Genomic DNA, 16,121 nt, shown 5'->3' with positions numbered 1-16,121 from the left:
AGATACCTTAATTGGATTTCTTATGTAGTTGAGCTGAATCTTCAAATAAGGAAAGGTTTATGGTCGGTGAACTAAATAAATACGTTTTTGATTTACCGGAAAGTTGTAAATCTACTTTCTCTATAGCATTAATCCTTACAAAACTTTCCTCCCTAGCTTTTAGACTTATATGGTTTACCTGGAACAGCTCTCCATCTAATTTACCATCTTGAAAAATTGCTATTTGCATTTCATGGGCGGCTCCCAATACATTTACGTTAGACCTATCTAAAATTTCAAAAGATATTTTATCCGCGCGTGAATTTAAGTCCAATTTAGCTTTACCCCGGGACATCACAGATACCGAATCTGCGTCTAAATTTAGTTTTAACGTAGCATCCTCCTCAACATTTAACCGTATGGCAATGGCCGATACGTTTAAATCTAATTTAGAATTGCCATACTGATTTATGTCTAACATATCCGCATTTAAAACATCCGTAGCGACTAACACACCATTTTGTACAATTAACTTATTTAAACTAGTATATCTAATTTCTAGTTTTAATTCTTTTTTGGAAGTTACTTGATAGTATGACGACACCTCTAACGTCCCATCTTGCACCTCGAGTTTTATGATATCTGTTAGGTTGTCATCGGCGGTAAGCAGATAGCCCTCTTCAAAAGATTTTTTAAGACTCACCTCTATATCATCCTTGATGTGTATTGCATTAAATTTAGGTAAGCTCTCACTTACTTCAACCACGGCTCTACTACCTTTAATCTTTGGTTTCTTTTGGGCACTAACAACGGCCAACATTGCAAATAAAACAAAGACAAAGGATACATATTTTTTAAGATTTATCATGACGTAGTTTCTTAATACTATTGCATATTACAAAATAATATTAGCCAAACCAATATGGTAATACTACTAAAACAAAAGGCCCATCATAAGACGGGCCTTTTGTTATGTATATAAACTAAAATTAATGATGCATTTCTTCCTCATTATCTTGTAGAGGAACGGTTTGTGGAACAAAATCTTGCCCAGCAATAATATACTCACCATTCTCATAGGTTTTACTATAATCATAAGCCCAACGATGAACATGTGGTATTTCGCCTGGCCAGTTACCATGAATATGCTCCATTGGTGTGGTCCATTCTAAGGTGTTCGATTTCCAAGGATTCAAACCTCCTTTTCTACCGTAGAAAATACTACTGATAAAATTATATATGAAAATAAGCTGAGCCAATGCTGCTATAATAGCGAACACGGTCATAAGAATTTGCACATTAGTTAATTCATCAAACATTGGAAATGCCGTATTCTGGTAGTACCTTCTTGGCACACCTGCCATACCTACAAAGTGCATTGGAAAGAAAACTCCATAAGCACAAACCGCTGTTATCCAAAAATGCACATAACCCAGGTTTTTATTCATCATTCTACCATGGAACATTTTAGGGAACCAATGGTAAACACCCGCAAACAATCCGTAAAGTGCAGAAATACCCATTACCAAGTGAAAGTGAGCAACTACAAAATATGTATCGTGCACATTAATATCCAATGTACTATCTCCTAAAATAATACCGGTAAGACCACCTGTAATAAATGTTGATACCAAACCTATAGAAAATAACATTCCAGGATTCATCTGTAAGTTACCCTTCCATAAAGTGGTTATATAATTAAATGCTTTAACAGCCGATGGTATTGCAATCAATAACGTTGTAAAAGTAAATACAGAACCTAAAAATGGATTCATTCCGGAAATGAACATATGGTGACCCCAAACAATTGTAGATAAAAATGCAATTGCTAAAATTGATGCTACCATTGCACGGTAACCAAAGATTGGTTTTCTAGCGTTAGTAGACATAACTTCAGATGTAATACCTAAAGCGGGAAGCAATACAATATATACTTCTGGGTGACCTAAAAACCAAAATAAATGTTCGTACAATACTGGAGAACCACCTTGGTAATGCAATACTTCACCTTGTATAAAAATATCTGACAAGAAGAAAGAAGTACCAAAACTTCTATCCATAACCATCAACAATGCGGCCGATAACAATACAGGGAATGAAATTATACCTATGATTGCAGTTACAAAGAAAGCCCAAATAGTTAATGGTAGTCTGGTCATAGACATCCCTTTGGTTCTAAGGTTAATTACCGTTACTACGTAATTCAAAGAACCCAATAAAGAAGAAGCTATAAAAATAGCCATTGAGACCAACCAAAGCGTCATACCCGCACCAGAACCTGGTTGCGCCATTGGTATGGCACTCAAAGGTGGATAGATAGTCCAACCTGCCGCCGCTGGTCCTGCCTCTACAAAAAGAGAACATACCATTATTACAGAAGACAAAAAGAACAACCAATACGACACCATGTTCAGGAAACCAGACGCCATATCCCTAGCGCCAATTTGCAATGGAATTAACAAGTTACTGAAGGTACCACTTAAGCCTGCCGTTAATACGAAGAACACCATTATGGTACCATGAATGGTAACCAGAGCCAAATAAATATCTGCATCCATTACACCATCTGGAGCCCACTTTCCTAAAACTGCTTCAAAAATAGGAAAAGACTCTCCTGGCCAAGCTAATTGCATTCTAAACAATATAGACATTGCAATACCAATAAAGCCCATTATTAGACCAGTTATAAGGTATTGCTTAGCAATCATTTTATGATCTTGACTAAAAATGTACTTTGTGATAAAGGTCTCTTTATGGTGGTGACCATGATCATCATGTCCATGATCTACAACTGCATGTGCTGCTGACATAATTCTTAAATTTTATTTAATTTCCTTTTCTAGCCTAAATTATTCTGCTGGCGACATAGATTCACCAAACGTCTTTTGTTCTGCCAACCATTTATTGTAGTCTTCTTCACTCTCTACAATAATCTTCATTTGCATATTGTAATGAGACTTACCACAAATTTTATTGCATAGCAAAACATAATCAAATTCCCATGGTTCACTGTTTGGTCTACCCTCAGCAGCCCATTCAGCCCTAATCTTGTTAGTTCTTTTAACCTTTTCGACTACCTCTGGATCTTGTCTCATTTCTTCGGTAGTCTTAATTGGTGTAAAAGAAAACTGGGTAATCATACCTGGCACGCAATTCATTTGTGCCCTAAAATGAGGCATGTAAGCCGAATGCAGTACATCTTGGGAACGCATGTTAAAATTCACCTTTCTACCTACTGGTAAGTGCAATTCTTTTACAATAATGTCGTCCTGACCATTAGGGTCTGCCTCATCAATTCCTAAAACATTAGCTCTGTCAATATCTATAAGGCGTACACTAGCATCGCCAAGTACATTATCATCACCAGCATATCTAGCTGTCCAATTAAACTGTTGTGCATATAGCTCTATTACAATTGGATCATCTTCTTCATTAATATCCATGATGTTTGTCCATGAATATAGACCCCAAATAATTAAACCCGCTAAAACAATTACAGGAATTATTGTCCAAATAAATTCCAGTTTATCGTTATCTGCAAAAAACAATGCTTTCTTGCCTTTTTCACCTCTGTATTTGTAAGCAAAATAGTGGAGCAATGCTTGGGTAATTGTTTGAACAAAAAATATTATAGCAAACGATACCCACATTAAAGTATCATAGTTATCACCATGAGCTGAAGCCGCTGACGGTAATAGCACCTTACTATATTTTGCAAAACTAAATATGGTTATCCCGTAGATAAATATCAAGAAGGCGAACATAAGATAACCGTTATTTTTGTTATCCTCATCACTCGCTACAAGACCATTTATTGCATCTGCCCTAAGTTGTGACAATTCAAAAATCTTAGTCATTTGCCAAATGGCAATACCAACTAAAACTAAAACTGTCAATATCAATACTGTTGTCATCTTTTAACTACTTCTATCTCGATATTAATAATGAAATTGTCTACTCTCTTCAATTAGCGGATTACGCTTAGGCATTAAATCTTCTTTGGATAAGGCATTGAATACAATAAATATAAACAAACCGGCAAAGAATAAAATACCACCAATTTCTGGTACACCTAAGTGCCAATTTTCTCCTACCGTAGCTGGCATAACCATATTGAAAACATCCATATAGTGACCAAATAGTATTATAATACCCGTCATCACCACAAACCAGTTAACACGCTTGTAATCACTATTCATTAACACCAATAATGGAAAAATGAAGTTCAAAACCAACATCCCGAAAAATGGCAATTTATAATGTTCAATTCTTGAAATGTAGTAGACAGCCTCTTCTGGAATATTGGCATACCAAATCAACATAAACTGGCTGAACCACAGGTAAGTCCAAAATATACTTACCCCAAACATGAATTTTGCTAAATCATGAATATGGCTATTGTTAACCTCAGGTAACAATCCCTTCGACTTAAGGTATATAGTTACCAAAGCAATTGTTGTAATTCCAGATACGAACATGCTGGCAAAAACATACCATCCAAACAATGTACTAAACCAATGCGGATCAAAACTCATTATCCAATCCCAAGACATCATAGATTCAGTAACCAAATAAAATACTAGGAATGCAGCAGAAATACGGAAGTTCTTCTTAAAGTTAGAATTATCATCAGACTGATCTTGCGCAAGCGACAATTTTCTAGAATAGAATCTATAAGCTATCCACCCTGCCAAAAATATAGCAGCCCTAATTATAAAAAATGTAGGGTTTAAATAGCCAGCTTTACCTTGAATCAAAGCGTCATGCTTAACCACTTCTGGATCGGCCCAAGTAAATAAATGGTTAATGTGCAAAACTGACATTACTAGGATTACAAAAACAATAATTCCACCCGGTGCCAAATAGGCAGTAATACCCTCCATAATTCGAAATAAAATTGGAGACCAACCTGCTTGGGCCGCACGTTGTATTGCATAAAACGCCAAAACCCCTAATGAAATCATAAAAAAGAAAAAGGCAGCTACATATAACGCAGACCAAGGCCTATTTTGCATTTGATGAAATACGTGCTCATCGTGTGCGGCGTCATGTCCAGCGTCATGCGAATCTTCAGCATGAGAGTTACCATGAGTATCTGCTACAGCATGATCAACAACCTCACCATGACCACCACCATGATCATCGTGAGCAGCTGCAATCTTAGCTTTGGCTTCTTCTACGGAACTAGGTGCAGTAACAAAGCCAGTTACTAAACATATTGCACCAACTACCATTAAGATAATTGAACCTATTTTTAATCTATTTGAAAACGTATATCTCATCCTAGTTTTCTTATTTGGAAAGGTCTTGTTTTAATTTCATTACGTACTCGGATACCTGCCACATTTCCTTCTCACTTTTAAATTGAGAAGCATATGAACCCATAGAGTTAAGGCCATAATAAACCGTATGATATGTACTACCCACGGTTATGTTTCTTGCAACATCATCATAAGAAGGCACGCCCAATATTTTTTCACGCTTAACCAATGTACCTTGACCATCACCTTTTACGCCATGACAAATAGCACAATAAATAGCATAAAGCGCAGCGCCTTCTGCAATATTATCCTCATAATTTAAACTGTCTAATGGGCTTGCCTGTAAACGAGCAAGTTCTTTACCTTCTGGTGTATTATCAAATTCATAAGGCAACCACTCTCTATTCACAGTATTGGCTGGAGGTGTTAAGGCCTCAGTACCATCTACAAACAAACCATTATCTACACCTTCATATGTTTCATAGCCTACAGACTCATACATATTTGGCATGTATTGATAGTTAGGGCTATTCTTATCAGAACAAGATGATGCTGAAATAATCAACCCTAAGCTTAAAATTATCTTTACGAATTGCTTCATTGTTATGCGTTCTTTTCTTTTACAGTTACTTCAATTGCTCCTGTATCTAATAATAGCTCTTTTAACTCAGCTTCATTACCGTGAACACCTATTTCCATTAAAAAATGATCATCAGTAGTTCTTTTGTCCGGATTCTCAGCCTCCTTAAATGGCCACATTTTACTTCTAAGGTAAAAGGTAATTACCATAAGGTGGGCAGCAAAAAACACGGTAAGTTCAAACATAATTGGCACAAATGCCGGCAAGTTTTCTAAATAACTAAAACTTGGTTTACCACCAATATCTTGTGGCCAATCTTCTATCATGATAAAATTCATCATGGTAATTGCCACGGTAAGTCCCAAACAGCCATATAAAAAAGCCGTAATCGCTATTCTTGTGTCTGATAAGCCCATAGCTTTATCTAGACCGTGAACTGGAAAAGGAGTGTAAACCTCTTCAATATGATGACGTTCTGCACGTACTTTCTTTACGGCATTCATAAGAATGTCATCATCATTGTAAATTGCATGTATAACTTTAGACGCCATTATTGCTTTTTATCGTTCAACAATTTTGCTTGACCTGCCCAGTCATCACGAAGAGCCCTACCCGGAAATTTACCTGTAATCGTATCCAAAAGCTCGTATTCCCTTTCTGTCATTCTAGCTACCTGAGCAAAGGTGTAAATACCTATTTCATTAAGGTTACGCTCCATTTCTGGACCCACCCCTTTAATTTCCTTTAAATCGTCCGCAGATTGAGTAGTTGGATCAAAAGTTCCAATTGAACTTAACAATTCATTTACTCCTACTTTATCACCAACAGCAGGTACAACTTCTCCCATTAATACATCTTGGGTTATTGGCTCTTCCATCAACTTACCTCTTACAGGCATTTCGTACATTGGCTTACCCTCTTCTCTTAATCGCTTATAACGTTCTCCAGAAGATTTTAAAATAGATTTTACCTCTGCTTGCGCAATTACAGGGAATGTTCTTGAGTACAATAAGAATAGAACAAAAAAGAACCCAATAGTGCCAATAAATATTCCGATATCTACGAAAGTTGGAGAAAACATTGTCCATGAAGATGGCAAATAATCTCTATGTAAAGAGGTAACGATAATCACGAAACGCTCAAACCACATACCTATGTTTACCACGATAGATATAAAGAAAGAGAACATGATGCTTGTTCTTAGCTTCTTAAACCACATAAATTGCGGAGAGAATACATTACAAGTCATCATAGACCAATAAGCCCATGCGTAAGGACCCGTAGCCCTGTTCAGGAATGCATACTGTTCATATTCCACTCCAGAGTACCAAGCAACAAATAGCTCAGTAATATATGCACAGCCCACAATAGAACCCGTAATCATAATTACAATATTCATTAACTCTATATGCTGTACCGTGATATACGCTTCTAAATTACAAACCTTACGCATAATGATAAGTAAGGTGTTTACCATGGCAAATCCAGAGAAAATAGCCCCAGCCACAAAGTAAGGTGGAAAAATTGTAGTGTGCCATCCCGGTATAACAGAAGTAGCAAAGTCAAAAGATACAATCGTGTGTACGGAAAGTACTAAAGGTGTAGCCAAACCAGCCAAAACCAAAGATACTTCTTCAAAACGTTGCCAATCTTTAGCCCTACCTGTCCATCCAAAACTTAATAGGCTATATATTTTTTTCTGAAAAGGCTTTATCGCTCTATCACGCAACATTGCAAAATCTGGCAATAAACCGGTCCACCAGAATACCAACGAAACGGATAAATAGGTAGAAATAGCAAATACATCCCAAAGCAAAGGAGAGTTAAAGTTTACCCACAATGAACCAAATTGGTTTGGTATTGGCAATACCCAATAAGCCAACCAAGGTCTACCCATGTGAATAATTGGAAACAAACCTGCTTGTACAACAGAAAAAATAGTCATTGCCTCTGCAGAACGGTTAATAGCCATTCTCCATTTTTGCCTAAACAATAACAATACCGCTGAAATTAGCGTTCCTGCGTGCCCGATACCTACCCACCATACAAAGTTGGTAATATCCCAAGCCCAGTTTACGGTTTTATTAAGACCCCAAACTCCAATACCGGTAGAAACCGTATAAATAATACAACCTAATCCCCAAAGGAAAGCTACCAATGCAATGGAAAAAACAATCCACCATTGCTTATTTGCTTTGCCCTCTACCGGCCTGGCGATATCCACAGAAATATCGTGGTAATCTTTATCCCCAAGTACCAAGGGTCTTCTAATAGGTGCTTCGTAATGCGACGCCATATTGACTACTTCTTAGTTTTTCTTTATTCTTTGGTTATGCTTCGTTAGTATTTCTAACTTTTACGTGATAGAACACATTAGGTTTTGTACCTACATGCTCCAATAAGTGATATGCTCTTTTATCATGTTCTAATTCCGCGATTAACGAACCTTCTTCATTCACATCACCAAAATGCAATGCACCGCTACTACAAGCCGCAGAACAAGCCACTGCATTATTAAATTCACCTTTCTCTACTGGTCTACCTTCACGCTTTGCATTCAAAATTACGGATTGCGTTTGCTGTATACAGAAAGAACATTTTTCCATAACACCTCTAGACCTTACCACAACATCAGGATTCAATACCATTTTACCCAAATCATTGTTCATATGGAAATCGAACTCATCGTTGTTATTGTACAAGAACCAGTTGAATCTACGCACTTTATACGGACAGTTGTTGGCACAATATCTAGTACCCACACATCTGTTATAAGCCATATGGTTTTGACCTTGGCGACCGTGAGAAGTTGCCGCTACTGGACAAACGGTTTCACAAGGTGCATGGTTACAATGTTGACACATTACCGGTTGAAAAGCAACCTGAGGATTAACAGAAGGATCTTCTAATTCTCCAAAACCACCTAACGAACCGTTATCTCCAGAAAGACCGCTAAAGCCATCTTTCTTCTCATTATCTTGCTCAAAAGTTTCCTCAGAAGAATAGTATCTATCAATACGCAACCAGTGCATATCCCTAGAAACTCGCATTTCTTTTTTACCTACAACAGGAACATTGTTCTCTGCATGACAAGCTATAACACAAGCACCACAACCGGTACAAGCGTTTAAATCTATAGATAATTTAAAATGATGCCCTACAGAACGATCAAAACTCTCCCACAAATCCACTTCTGGAGACGTTACCAACGTTTCTTGATGATCTAAAGAAACATGTGGTATTGGATTCCATTCATGCGCATCTTTCGTATTAAAATCTTTAAGAGTAGTTTCCTTGATGATATCACCCCTACCCATTAAAGTATTATGCAATTGTATACATGCAAACTCGTGCGTGCCTGCCGCTTTACTTATAGAAACAGATTGAACAGCATTAAAGCCTTTGTAAACCTTAAACGCATTAACACCGGTTTGCATTTCTTCTTGCAAGCCATCTTTTCTTCCGTAACCAAAAGAAAGACCAACGGTGCCTTTTGCTTGACCTGGTTGAATCAACACCGGTACGTTCTGCAATGTTACACCATCTACGGTAACATTTGCATAACTACCATCCAAACCACCATTAGCCACATTATAATTTTCTAACCCAAGTGCTTCAGCATCTGTTTTAGAAACCGTTATATAATTATCCCAACTTACTCTAGAAATTGGATCAGGAAACTCTTGCAACCAAGGATTGTTAGCCAACTTACCGTCACCCATTCCGGTTTTAGGATACAGAACCAACTCCATTCCTTCTACTTTAGCAGAAGCTAAAGCCCTTAACGCTGCACTTAAAGTAGAAACCGCACCAACAGCTTCGTCACTAGCAGCAGCATCCTCAGTTACATTCGTTTCAACACTAACGTTAGTTTCTGGCATTTCATAAACACCATCTTGCAAAGCCTTGTTGAAATTACCACCTTCACCTAATATGTTAGTTGTCCAATTTTCTTTTACAAAATCATAATAAGAAACATCACTTCCCATCCACTTTAAAAGAGCGGATTGAAATTGACGCGTATCGAACAATTCCTTAATTACAGGCTGGGTAAGACTATAAAATCCTTTTTTAATCTGAACATCTCCCCAAGACTCCAAATAATGGGAAACAGCAGCAACATGCGTAACCGCATTAGCTGTCTCATCTTGATTATATGAGAAAGAAACAGAAACATCAACTTTAGATAAAGCTTCTGTAAATTCTTTAGCGTTAGGCAAAGAATAAGCTGGGTTAACCCCATCTATCAATAACATTCCCACCTTACCGGCTTTCATATCAGCGATTAGCTTATTTACCTTAGCAGCATTACCCTGCCTTATATATCTAGGAGCAGTTACATCTATAACCACACTACCTAACGCTTTGTTCGCAGCTAATGTAGCAGTTTGAGCATTTACATCACTCAACCCTGTCACCACTACAACATTACTTTTTCCAACTTTTTCTATTTCAGCAACAAGCGTATTCACTAAGGCATCCACAGCAGAATCTCCACCAGATACCGGAACACCATTTAACTTACCACTTAATTTTGCCAACACTAGTTTTTGATTCGCCGTATTCATAGGAACACGCTTATCCGCGTTAGCACCAGATAGAGACATATTAGCCTCTAACTGCACGTGACGTGACATTTTACCATTTTTAGGTACACGCTTCTTAGCATAAGCAGCATCAAAACCACCACCTTGCCAATCACCTAAAAAGTCGGCACCAAAAGATATGATAAGTTCAGCTTTGGAAAAATCATAATCCGGTAAAGCACGTTGCCCATACATTTTTTCAAAGGCGATAACTGCAGCCTCCTCAGAAATGGCATCATAAGTAACATGATTAACACCTTCAAATTTCTCAGAAAAGGCAGCAATTAACTTTTCTGTTGAAGGACTAGCATAAGTCTGGGTCAATAATGCAATTTGCTTACCTGAACCCTGTAATGCATTTAGCTTTGCTTTTACCGTTGCATCCAAAACATCCCAAGATACAGGCTCACCACCTGCCAACGGACCCTGCAAACGCTTGCTATCGTATAAATTAAGAACAGAAGCATTTACCCTTGCATTGGCATTACCCATTACAGATGCCCTGTCATTATTTTCTATCCTAATTGGCCTACCTTCACGGGTTCTAACCAAAATACTTGCAAAATCGTAGCCATCTGCAATAGATGTAGCAAAATAACTAGGAACCCCAGGAACTATATTCTCTGGCAAAACCACGTAAGGAACAGATTTATGAACAGGACCCTCACAAGCAGCAATAGTGGCAGCTGCAGTACTAAAACCAACATACTTTAAGAAATCCCTTCTTGTAGTACTTGATTCCTCTAACGTTTGCTTATCCCCTAGAAAATCGTCCACAGGTATTGGCTCCGCAAACTCATTTTGCTTTAGCGTCTCAACAATGGAATTGTTCGGATCTAATTCCGCTTCACTTTTCCAATATTTCTTGTTTGATGCCATATTTATATATCGAAATAACTTCTTTATTAATTAATAGTGGCATTTACCACATTCCAAACCACCCATTTGAGCAGCGGTCAACTTTTCCACACCATACTTCTTGGAAAGCTCGTCATGGATTTTCTTGTAATACCCATTATCCGCCAATTGCACCTCTGTTTCTCTATGACAGTTAATACACCAACCCATGGTTAAAGGCGAATATTGATACATTATCTCCATCTCCTCCACAGGACCATGACAGGTCTGACACTCGATTTTACCAACAGTTACGTGTTGCGAGTGATTGAAATATGCAAAATCTGGAAGATTATGAATTCTAACCCATTCTACAGGCTGACTTTCGCCAGTGTACTTCTGATTCTCTTCATCCCAACCTACAGCCTTATAAAGCTTCTTAATTTCACCGGTATAGAACTCATTGGTATACCCATTTGCCAAATCCTCAGCAGAAGGCCCTTCAGGGTTGCCTTTGTATTCATAAATAGACTTATGACAATTCATACACACATTTAAGGATGGAATACCCGAATGCTTGGAAGACCTAGCAGAAGAGTGACAATACTTACACTCTATCTTATTGTCACCAGCGTGGATTTTATGCGAGTAATGAATTGGTTGCACAGGAGCATAACCTTGATCAACACCAATCTGAGACATCCAAGAGTACGCAAAATACGCACTACCCAACAACAGAACAATTACAGAACACAGCACCAAAAACTGATTCTTAGCAAATGCTTTCCAGATTGGCAAGCGCTCCTCTTGTTCCTTTTCAAGAACAACACCATTAGCCTCAGCAATTCTTCTAAGCGTCCTGTTGACCAAAATCAACATAACCACCAACAGACCAAAAACCACAGCTAAGGCACCAAGAACCACTTCATTGGAAATTCCAGAAGTACTTGCCGCAGCCACAGCTTCACCAGAAGCAGCCGCAGGTTTTGCAGCAGCCTTTGGAGGCGCAGCAGTGTACGCTAAAATATTATCTATATCCTCATTGGACAAGGTTGGAAAAGCGGTCATAGCCGCCTTGTTGTACTCATTGTAGATTTTATTGGCGTAAGCATCGCCAGAGGCAATCATACCCGGGCTATTTTTAATCCACTTATACAACCATTCTTTATCCAAACCTTCTTCTTCCGCCAATCGCGTTTCCACATTAGCCAAAGCAGGCCCTGTCATCTTACGATCTAACGCATGACAGGCAGCACAGTTTTGATTGAACAATTGCTTACCTTTAGCTGGATCCCCATCTACAGAAGCACCGTCGGCAGCGTCTTGTGCTACTACGGATACCGTTATCATCTGCGAGAACAGAAGTAAACCTAAACCAATAATCTTTGAAAATTGAATGCGGTTGAACACCTTTTTCATATTAACGTAATTGCTGTCTTATTTTTGGCACGATGTTTTCTTTTGAGGCTAAGATATTTAGCTTTTACACCGTTTCAAATTGCTGACAAAAATACGACACAGCAGGGTTTTTTTAAATGTTAAGGTATTTATAATAGTTAATTTATAATAGTTCTAAATAACACCAATCAGCATTGTTTAAAGTTTATAAAGTACATTTGCTCATAGAAGAATTAAAAGATGAAACATAAGTTTATTTATACATCGCTGTTTTCCATATGTTTTGGACTAGCTTGTGCCCAAATGGAACCTAAAGAAGGAACTGTGAACATTCAACAACCACAGGAACTAGATAAAATGGTTACTATTTATAAAAGCGCAAATGCCAATAGTGGTTATTACCAAATTCAGGTTGGTTTTGGGGATCGAAATACCGCTTTTCGCCTTAAAGAGGAAGTAGACAATGATTTTCCAACGTGGTATTCCAAAATTGAATTTCAAGAACCCACCTACAGGGTTAGATTAGGCAAATTCAGAGACAAATTAGAAGCGGACAGAAAGTTCCTAGAAGTGCGCAAGAAATATCCAAGAGCAATGCTCTTAAAAATAGAAAAGGATTAAGCTAAACACTTAATCCTTTTTTTTATTTCTTACTTTCCTAAAAGCGCATTATAATTTCTTTTTAACCGCTACTTCTTGGTAAGCTTCTAAAACATCCTCTATTTGAATATCATTATAGTTCTTAACCTGTAAGCCACAATCATATCCTTTAGACACTTCTTTTACATCGTCTTTAAATCGCTTAAGCGAGGCGAGCTCTCCAGTGTAGATTACCACACCATCACGAATCAATCGTATTTTAGAATTTCTATAAATCTTACCGCTCGTTACCATACAACCAGCAATGGTTCCAATTTTAGAGATTTTAAATGTCTCCCTGATTTCTGCGGTTCCGGTAACCTCTTCTTTCATCTCTGGAGACAACATACCCTCCATAGCATCCTTAAGGTCATTTATAGCATCGTAGATTATGGAGTAAGTTCTAATATCGATTTCCTCCTTATCGGCCACCATCCTGGCATTACCCATTGGCCTAACGTTAAAGCCAATAATAATAGCGTCAGAAGCACTTGCCAACAATACATCAGACTCTGTTATGGCACCAACACCTTTATGAATGATGTTTACCTGAATCTCATCTGTAGATAGTTTCTGGAAAGAATCCGTTAATGCCTCCACAGAACCATCCACATCTCCCTTAAGGATAATATTAAGTTCTTTAAAGTCGCCCAAAGCAATACGCCTTCCAATTTCATCTAAAGTGATATGGCGTTGCGTACGCACTGATTGCTCACGTTGTAATTGAGAACGTTTAGCAGCAATTTGTTTTGCCTCACGCTCATCTTCCATTACATTAAACTTATCACCAGCTTGCGGCGCACCATCCAATCCTAAAATAGATACTGGTGTAGCAGGACCCGCTTTCTTGATATCCTTACCACGCTCATCGTGCATTGCTTTAATCTTACCACTACAGGTACCAGCCAATACATAATCACCAATAGACATAGTTCCGTTCTGCACCAATACGGTAGAAACGTAACCCCTTCCCTTATCCAAGAAGGCTTCTACAACGGTACCAACAGCAACCCTATTTGGGTTTGCCTTCAGCTCCAATAATTCAGCCTCTAATAATACTTTCTCCAACAACTCTTTAACACCCTGACCTGTTTTAGCAGATATATCATGAGACTGTATTTTTCCACCCCAATCTTCTACCAGTAGGTTCATTTGCGCCAAACCTTCTTTAATTTTATCAGGATTTGCCGTTGGCTTATCAATTTTATTTATTGCAAATACAATTGGGACACCTGCTGCCTGCGCATGGCTTATAGCCTCTTTGGTTTGCGGCATGATATCATCATCCGCAGCAACAACAATAATAGCTATATCCGTTACCTGTGCACCTCTAGCACGCATTGCGGTAAACGCCTCGTGACCTGGCGTATCTAAAAACGCTATCTTTTGACCGTCTTCCAATGTAACTCCATACGCGCCAATGTGCTGGGTTATACCCCCACTTTCACCTGCAATTACATTTTCTTCCCTGATGTAATCCAATAAGGATGTTTTACCGTGGTCTACGTGACCCATTACCGTTACAATTGGCGCCCTTGCAACCAAATCCTCTGCCGCATCTTCAATTTCCTCAATGGACTCCTCTATTTCCGCGGTTACAAACTCTACTTCATAACCAAATTCATCCGCAACAATGCTTAATGTTTCAGCATCCAGACGCTGGTTCATGGTAACCATCATCCCTAAAGACATACATGCAGAAATTATCTGGGTAGACGAAACGTCCATCATAGTTGCCAATTCGTTTACGGTCACAAACTCCGTAACTTTTAACAACTTACTTTCTTTTTCCTGCTGCTGTAAATCTTTCTCGGTTTGTTGCCTGTGAAGGTCTCTTTTTTCCCTCCTATACTTGGCTCCTTTACCTTTAGAGGATTTTCCTTGAAGTTTTTCGAGGGTTTCCCTAACCTGCTTTTGAATTTCTTCTTCTGTAGGCTCTACCTTGGGAACATTAGTTCTTTGGCCTCCTTTGCGGTTATTGTTTCTACCCCTGTTGTTATTGTTGCCCTGTCCTCCAGGTTTATTACTTACAATACGTTTACGCTTGCGCTTTTTATCACCGGCCTGACCTTTTTTGTCGTCTTTCTTCTCTTCTTTCTTCTTCTTTGGACGTTCAAACTTACTTAGGTCTATTTTGGCTCCAGTTATTTTTGGACCAGATAATTTTTGATACTTCGTTTCCAAGGTATCTGAACCCAATGTTGGCGCAGGTTCCTCTTTTTCTGTAGTCGCCTCTTCTTTTTTTGCCACAGGTTTAGGCTTTTCTTCCTTTTTAGGTTGAACTTTCTCCACTACTACCTCGGGCTTTTTAACTTGCTCTACAGGTTTTGGCTTTGGCTCTTCCTGCTTCTTTTCTACAGGTTTTTCTACCACTTTTTCCTGAACCGGTTCCGGTTTTTTCTCTACCTGCTTAGGCTCTTCTTTTACCTCTCCAGGTTTTTTACCCAAATCTATTTTACCAACCGTTTTTGGACCAGAAAGCTCTACCCTACCTTTAATAACTTCTCTTTCTGCTTGGCGCTTTTCTCTAGCAATACGTTTTTCCTCTTGCTCACGCTCCATTTGCATACGAAGTTCTTCCTTCTCCTTCTGCTTCTCTTCCGCAACCTCTTTAGAGGCTACTTTCTTGCTCTTATCGGTCTGGAATTCATCCAACAGTACTTGATATACTTCACTAGATATTTTGGTGGTTGGCCTAGCGTCAATATCATGACCTTTAGACGACAAATAGTCTACCGCCCTATCCAATGAAATATTCAATTCCCTTAGAACTTTATTTAATCTTATTGTTGGGTTTCCTGCCATAAAAAATTCTATACTCCCTTAAAATTTGCTGCTAAT

The 16,121-nt window shown here is 38.4% G+C and carries 11 protein-coding genes; 1 reads left to right on the top strand and 10 read right to left on the bottom strand.

Annotated features, from left to right (window positions below; translation table 11 throughout):
* Positions 1–7 precede the first annotated feature (7 nt).
* From BUL40_RS03795 to BUL40_RS03755, 9 genes are all read right to left on the bottom strand, one after another.
* Entirely contained in the window at positions 8–847 is an 840-nt protein-coding gene (locus tag BUL40_RS03795) for a GIN domain-containing protein (protein ID WP_080318143.1), read from the bottom strand.
* 121 nt (positions 848–968) lie between these two features.
* Positions 969–2,789: a cytochrome c oxidase subunit I gene (locus BUL40_RS03790; RefSeq protein ID WP_080318142.1), complete on the bottom strand. Its 1,821-nt coding sequence runs from the start codon at positions 2,787–2,789 to the stop codon at positions 969–971.
* Between the two features lie 39 nt (positions 2,790–2,828).
* Complete coding sequence (locus BUL40_RS03785) at positions 2,829–3,893, bottom strand: cytochrome c oxidase subunit II (RefSeq protein ID WP_010518479.1); 1,065 nt, start codon at positions 3,891–3,893, stop codon at positions 2,829–2,831.
* Positions 3,894–3,917: 24 nt separating this feature from the next.
* Positions 3,918–5,261 (bottom strand): quinol:cytochrome C oxidoreductase, encoded by a 1,344-nt coding sequence (locus BUL40_RS03780; RefSeq protein WP_176465443.1) that lies wholly within the window; start codon positions 5,259–5,261, stop codon positions 3,918–3,920.
* 10 nt (positions 5,262–5,271) lie between these two features.
* Positions 5,272–5,841, bottom strand: a complete 570-nt coding sequence (locus BUL40_RS03775; protein ID WP_141239637.1) for a c-type cytochrome — start codon at positions 5,839–5,841, stop codon at positions 5,272–5,274.
* A gap of 2 nt (positions 5,842–5,843) precedes the next feature.
* The gene (locus BUL40_RS03770; RefSeq protein WP_010518482.1) at positions 5,844–6,371 is read right to left on the bottom strand and encodes a DUF3341 domain-containing protein; all 528 of its coding nucleotides are present in this window, start codon (positions 6,369–6,371) and stop codon (positions 5,844–5,846) included.
* Positions 6,371–8,116 (bottom strand): NrfD/PsrC family molybdoenzyme membrane anchor subunit, encoded by a 1,746-nt coding sequence (gene nrfD, locus BUL40_RS03765; protein ID WP_080318141.1) that lies wholly within the window; start codon positions 8,114–8,116, stop codon positions 6,371–6,373. The genes BUL40_RS03770 and nrfD overlap by 1 nt, the downstream gene beginning before the upstream one ends.
* A gap of 34 nt (positions 8,117–8,150) precedes the next feature.
* Positions 8,151–11,285 (bottom strand): TAT-variant-translocated molybdopterin oxidoreductase, encoded by a 3,135-nt coding sequence (locus BUL40_RS03760; protein WP_080318140.1) that lies wholly within the window; start codon positions 11,283–11,285, stop codon positions 8,151–8,153.
* A 30-nt stretch (positions 11,286–11,315) separates the two neighbouring features.
* Positions 11,316–12,662: a cytochrome c3 family protein gene (locus tag BUL40_RS03755; RefSeq protein WP_080318139.1), complete on the bottom strand. Its 1,347-nt coding sequence runs from the start codon at positions 12,660–12,662 to the stop codon at positions 11,316–11,318.
* A gap of 219 nt (positions 12,663–12,881) precedes the next feature.
* On the opposite strand from BUL40_RS03755, the gene BUL40_RS03750 reads away from it, so the two are divergent.
* Positions 12,882–13,262, top strand: a complete 381-nt coding sequence (locus tag BUL40_RS03750) for an SPOR domain-containing protein (protein WP_010518486.1) — start codon at positions 12,882–12,884, stop codon at positions 13,260–13,262.
* A 48-nt stretch (positions 13,263–13,310) separates the two neighbouring features.
* On the opposite strand, the gene infB is transcribed toward BUL40_RS03750, so the two are convergent.
* Positions 13,311–16,085, bottom strand: a complete 2,775-nt coding sequence (gene infB, locus BUL40_RS03745) for a translation initiation factor IF-2 (RefSeq protein WP_080318138.1) — start codon at positions 16,083–16,085, stop codon at positions 13,311–13,313.
* Positions 16,086–16,121 lie beyond the last annotated feature (36 nt).

This window comes from Croceivirga radicis, assembly GCF_002072105.2.
In the GTDB taxonomy this organism is placed as follows: domain Bacteria; phylum Bacteroidota; class Bacteroidia; order Flavobacteriales; family Flavobacteriaceae; genus Croceivirga; species Croceivirga radicis.
This window is presented reverse-complemented; position numbering and strand designations above follow the sequence as displayed.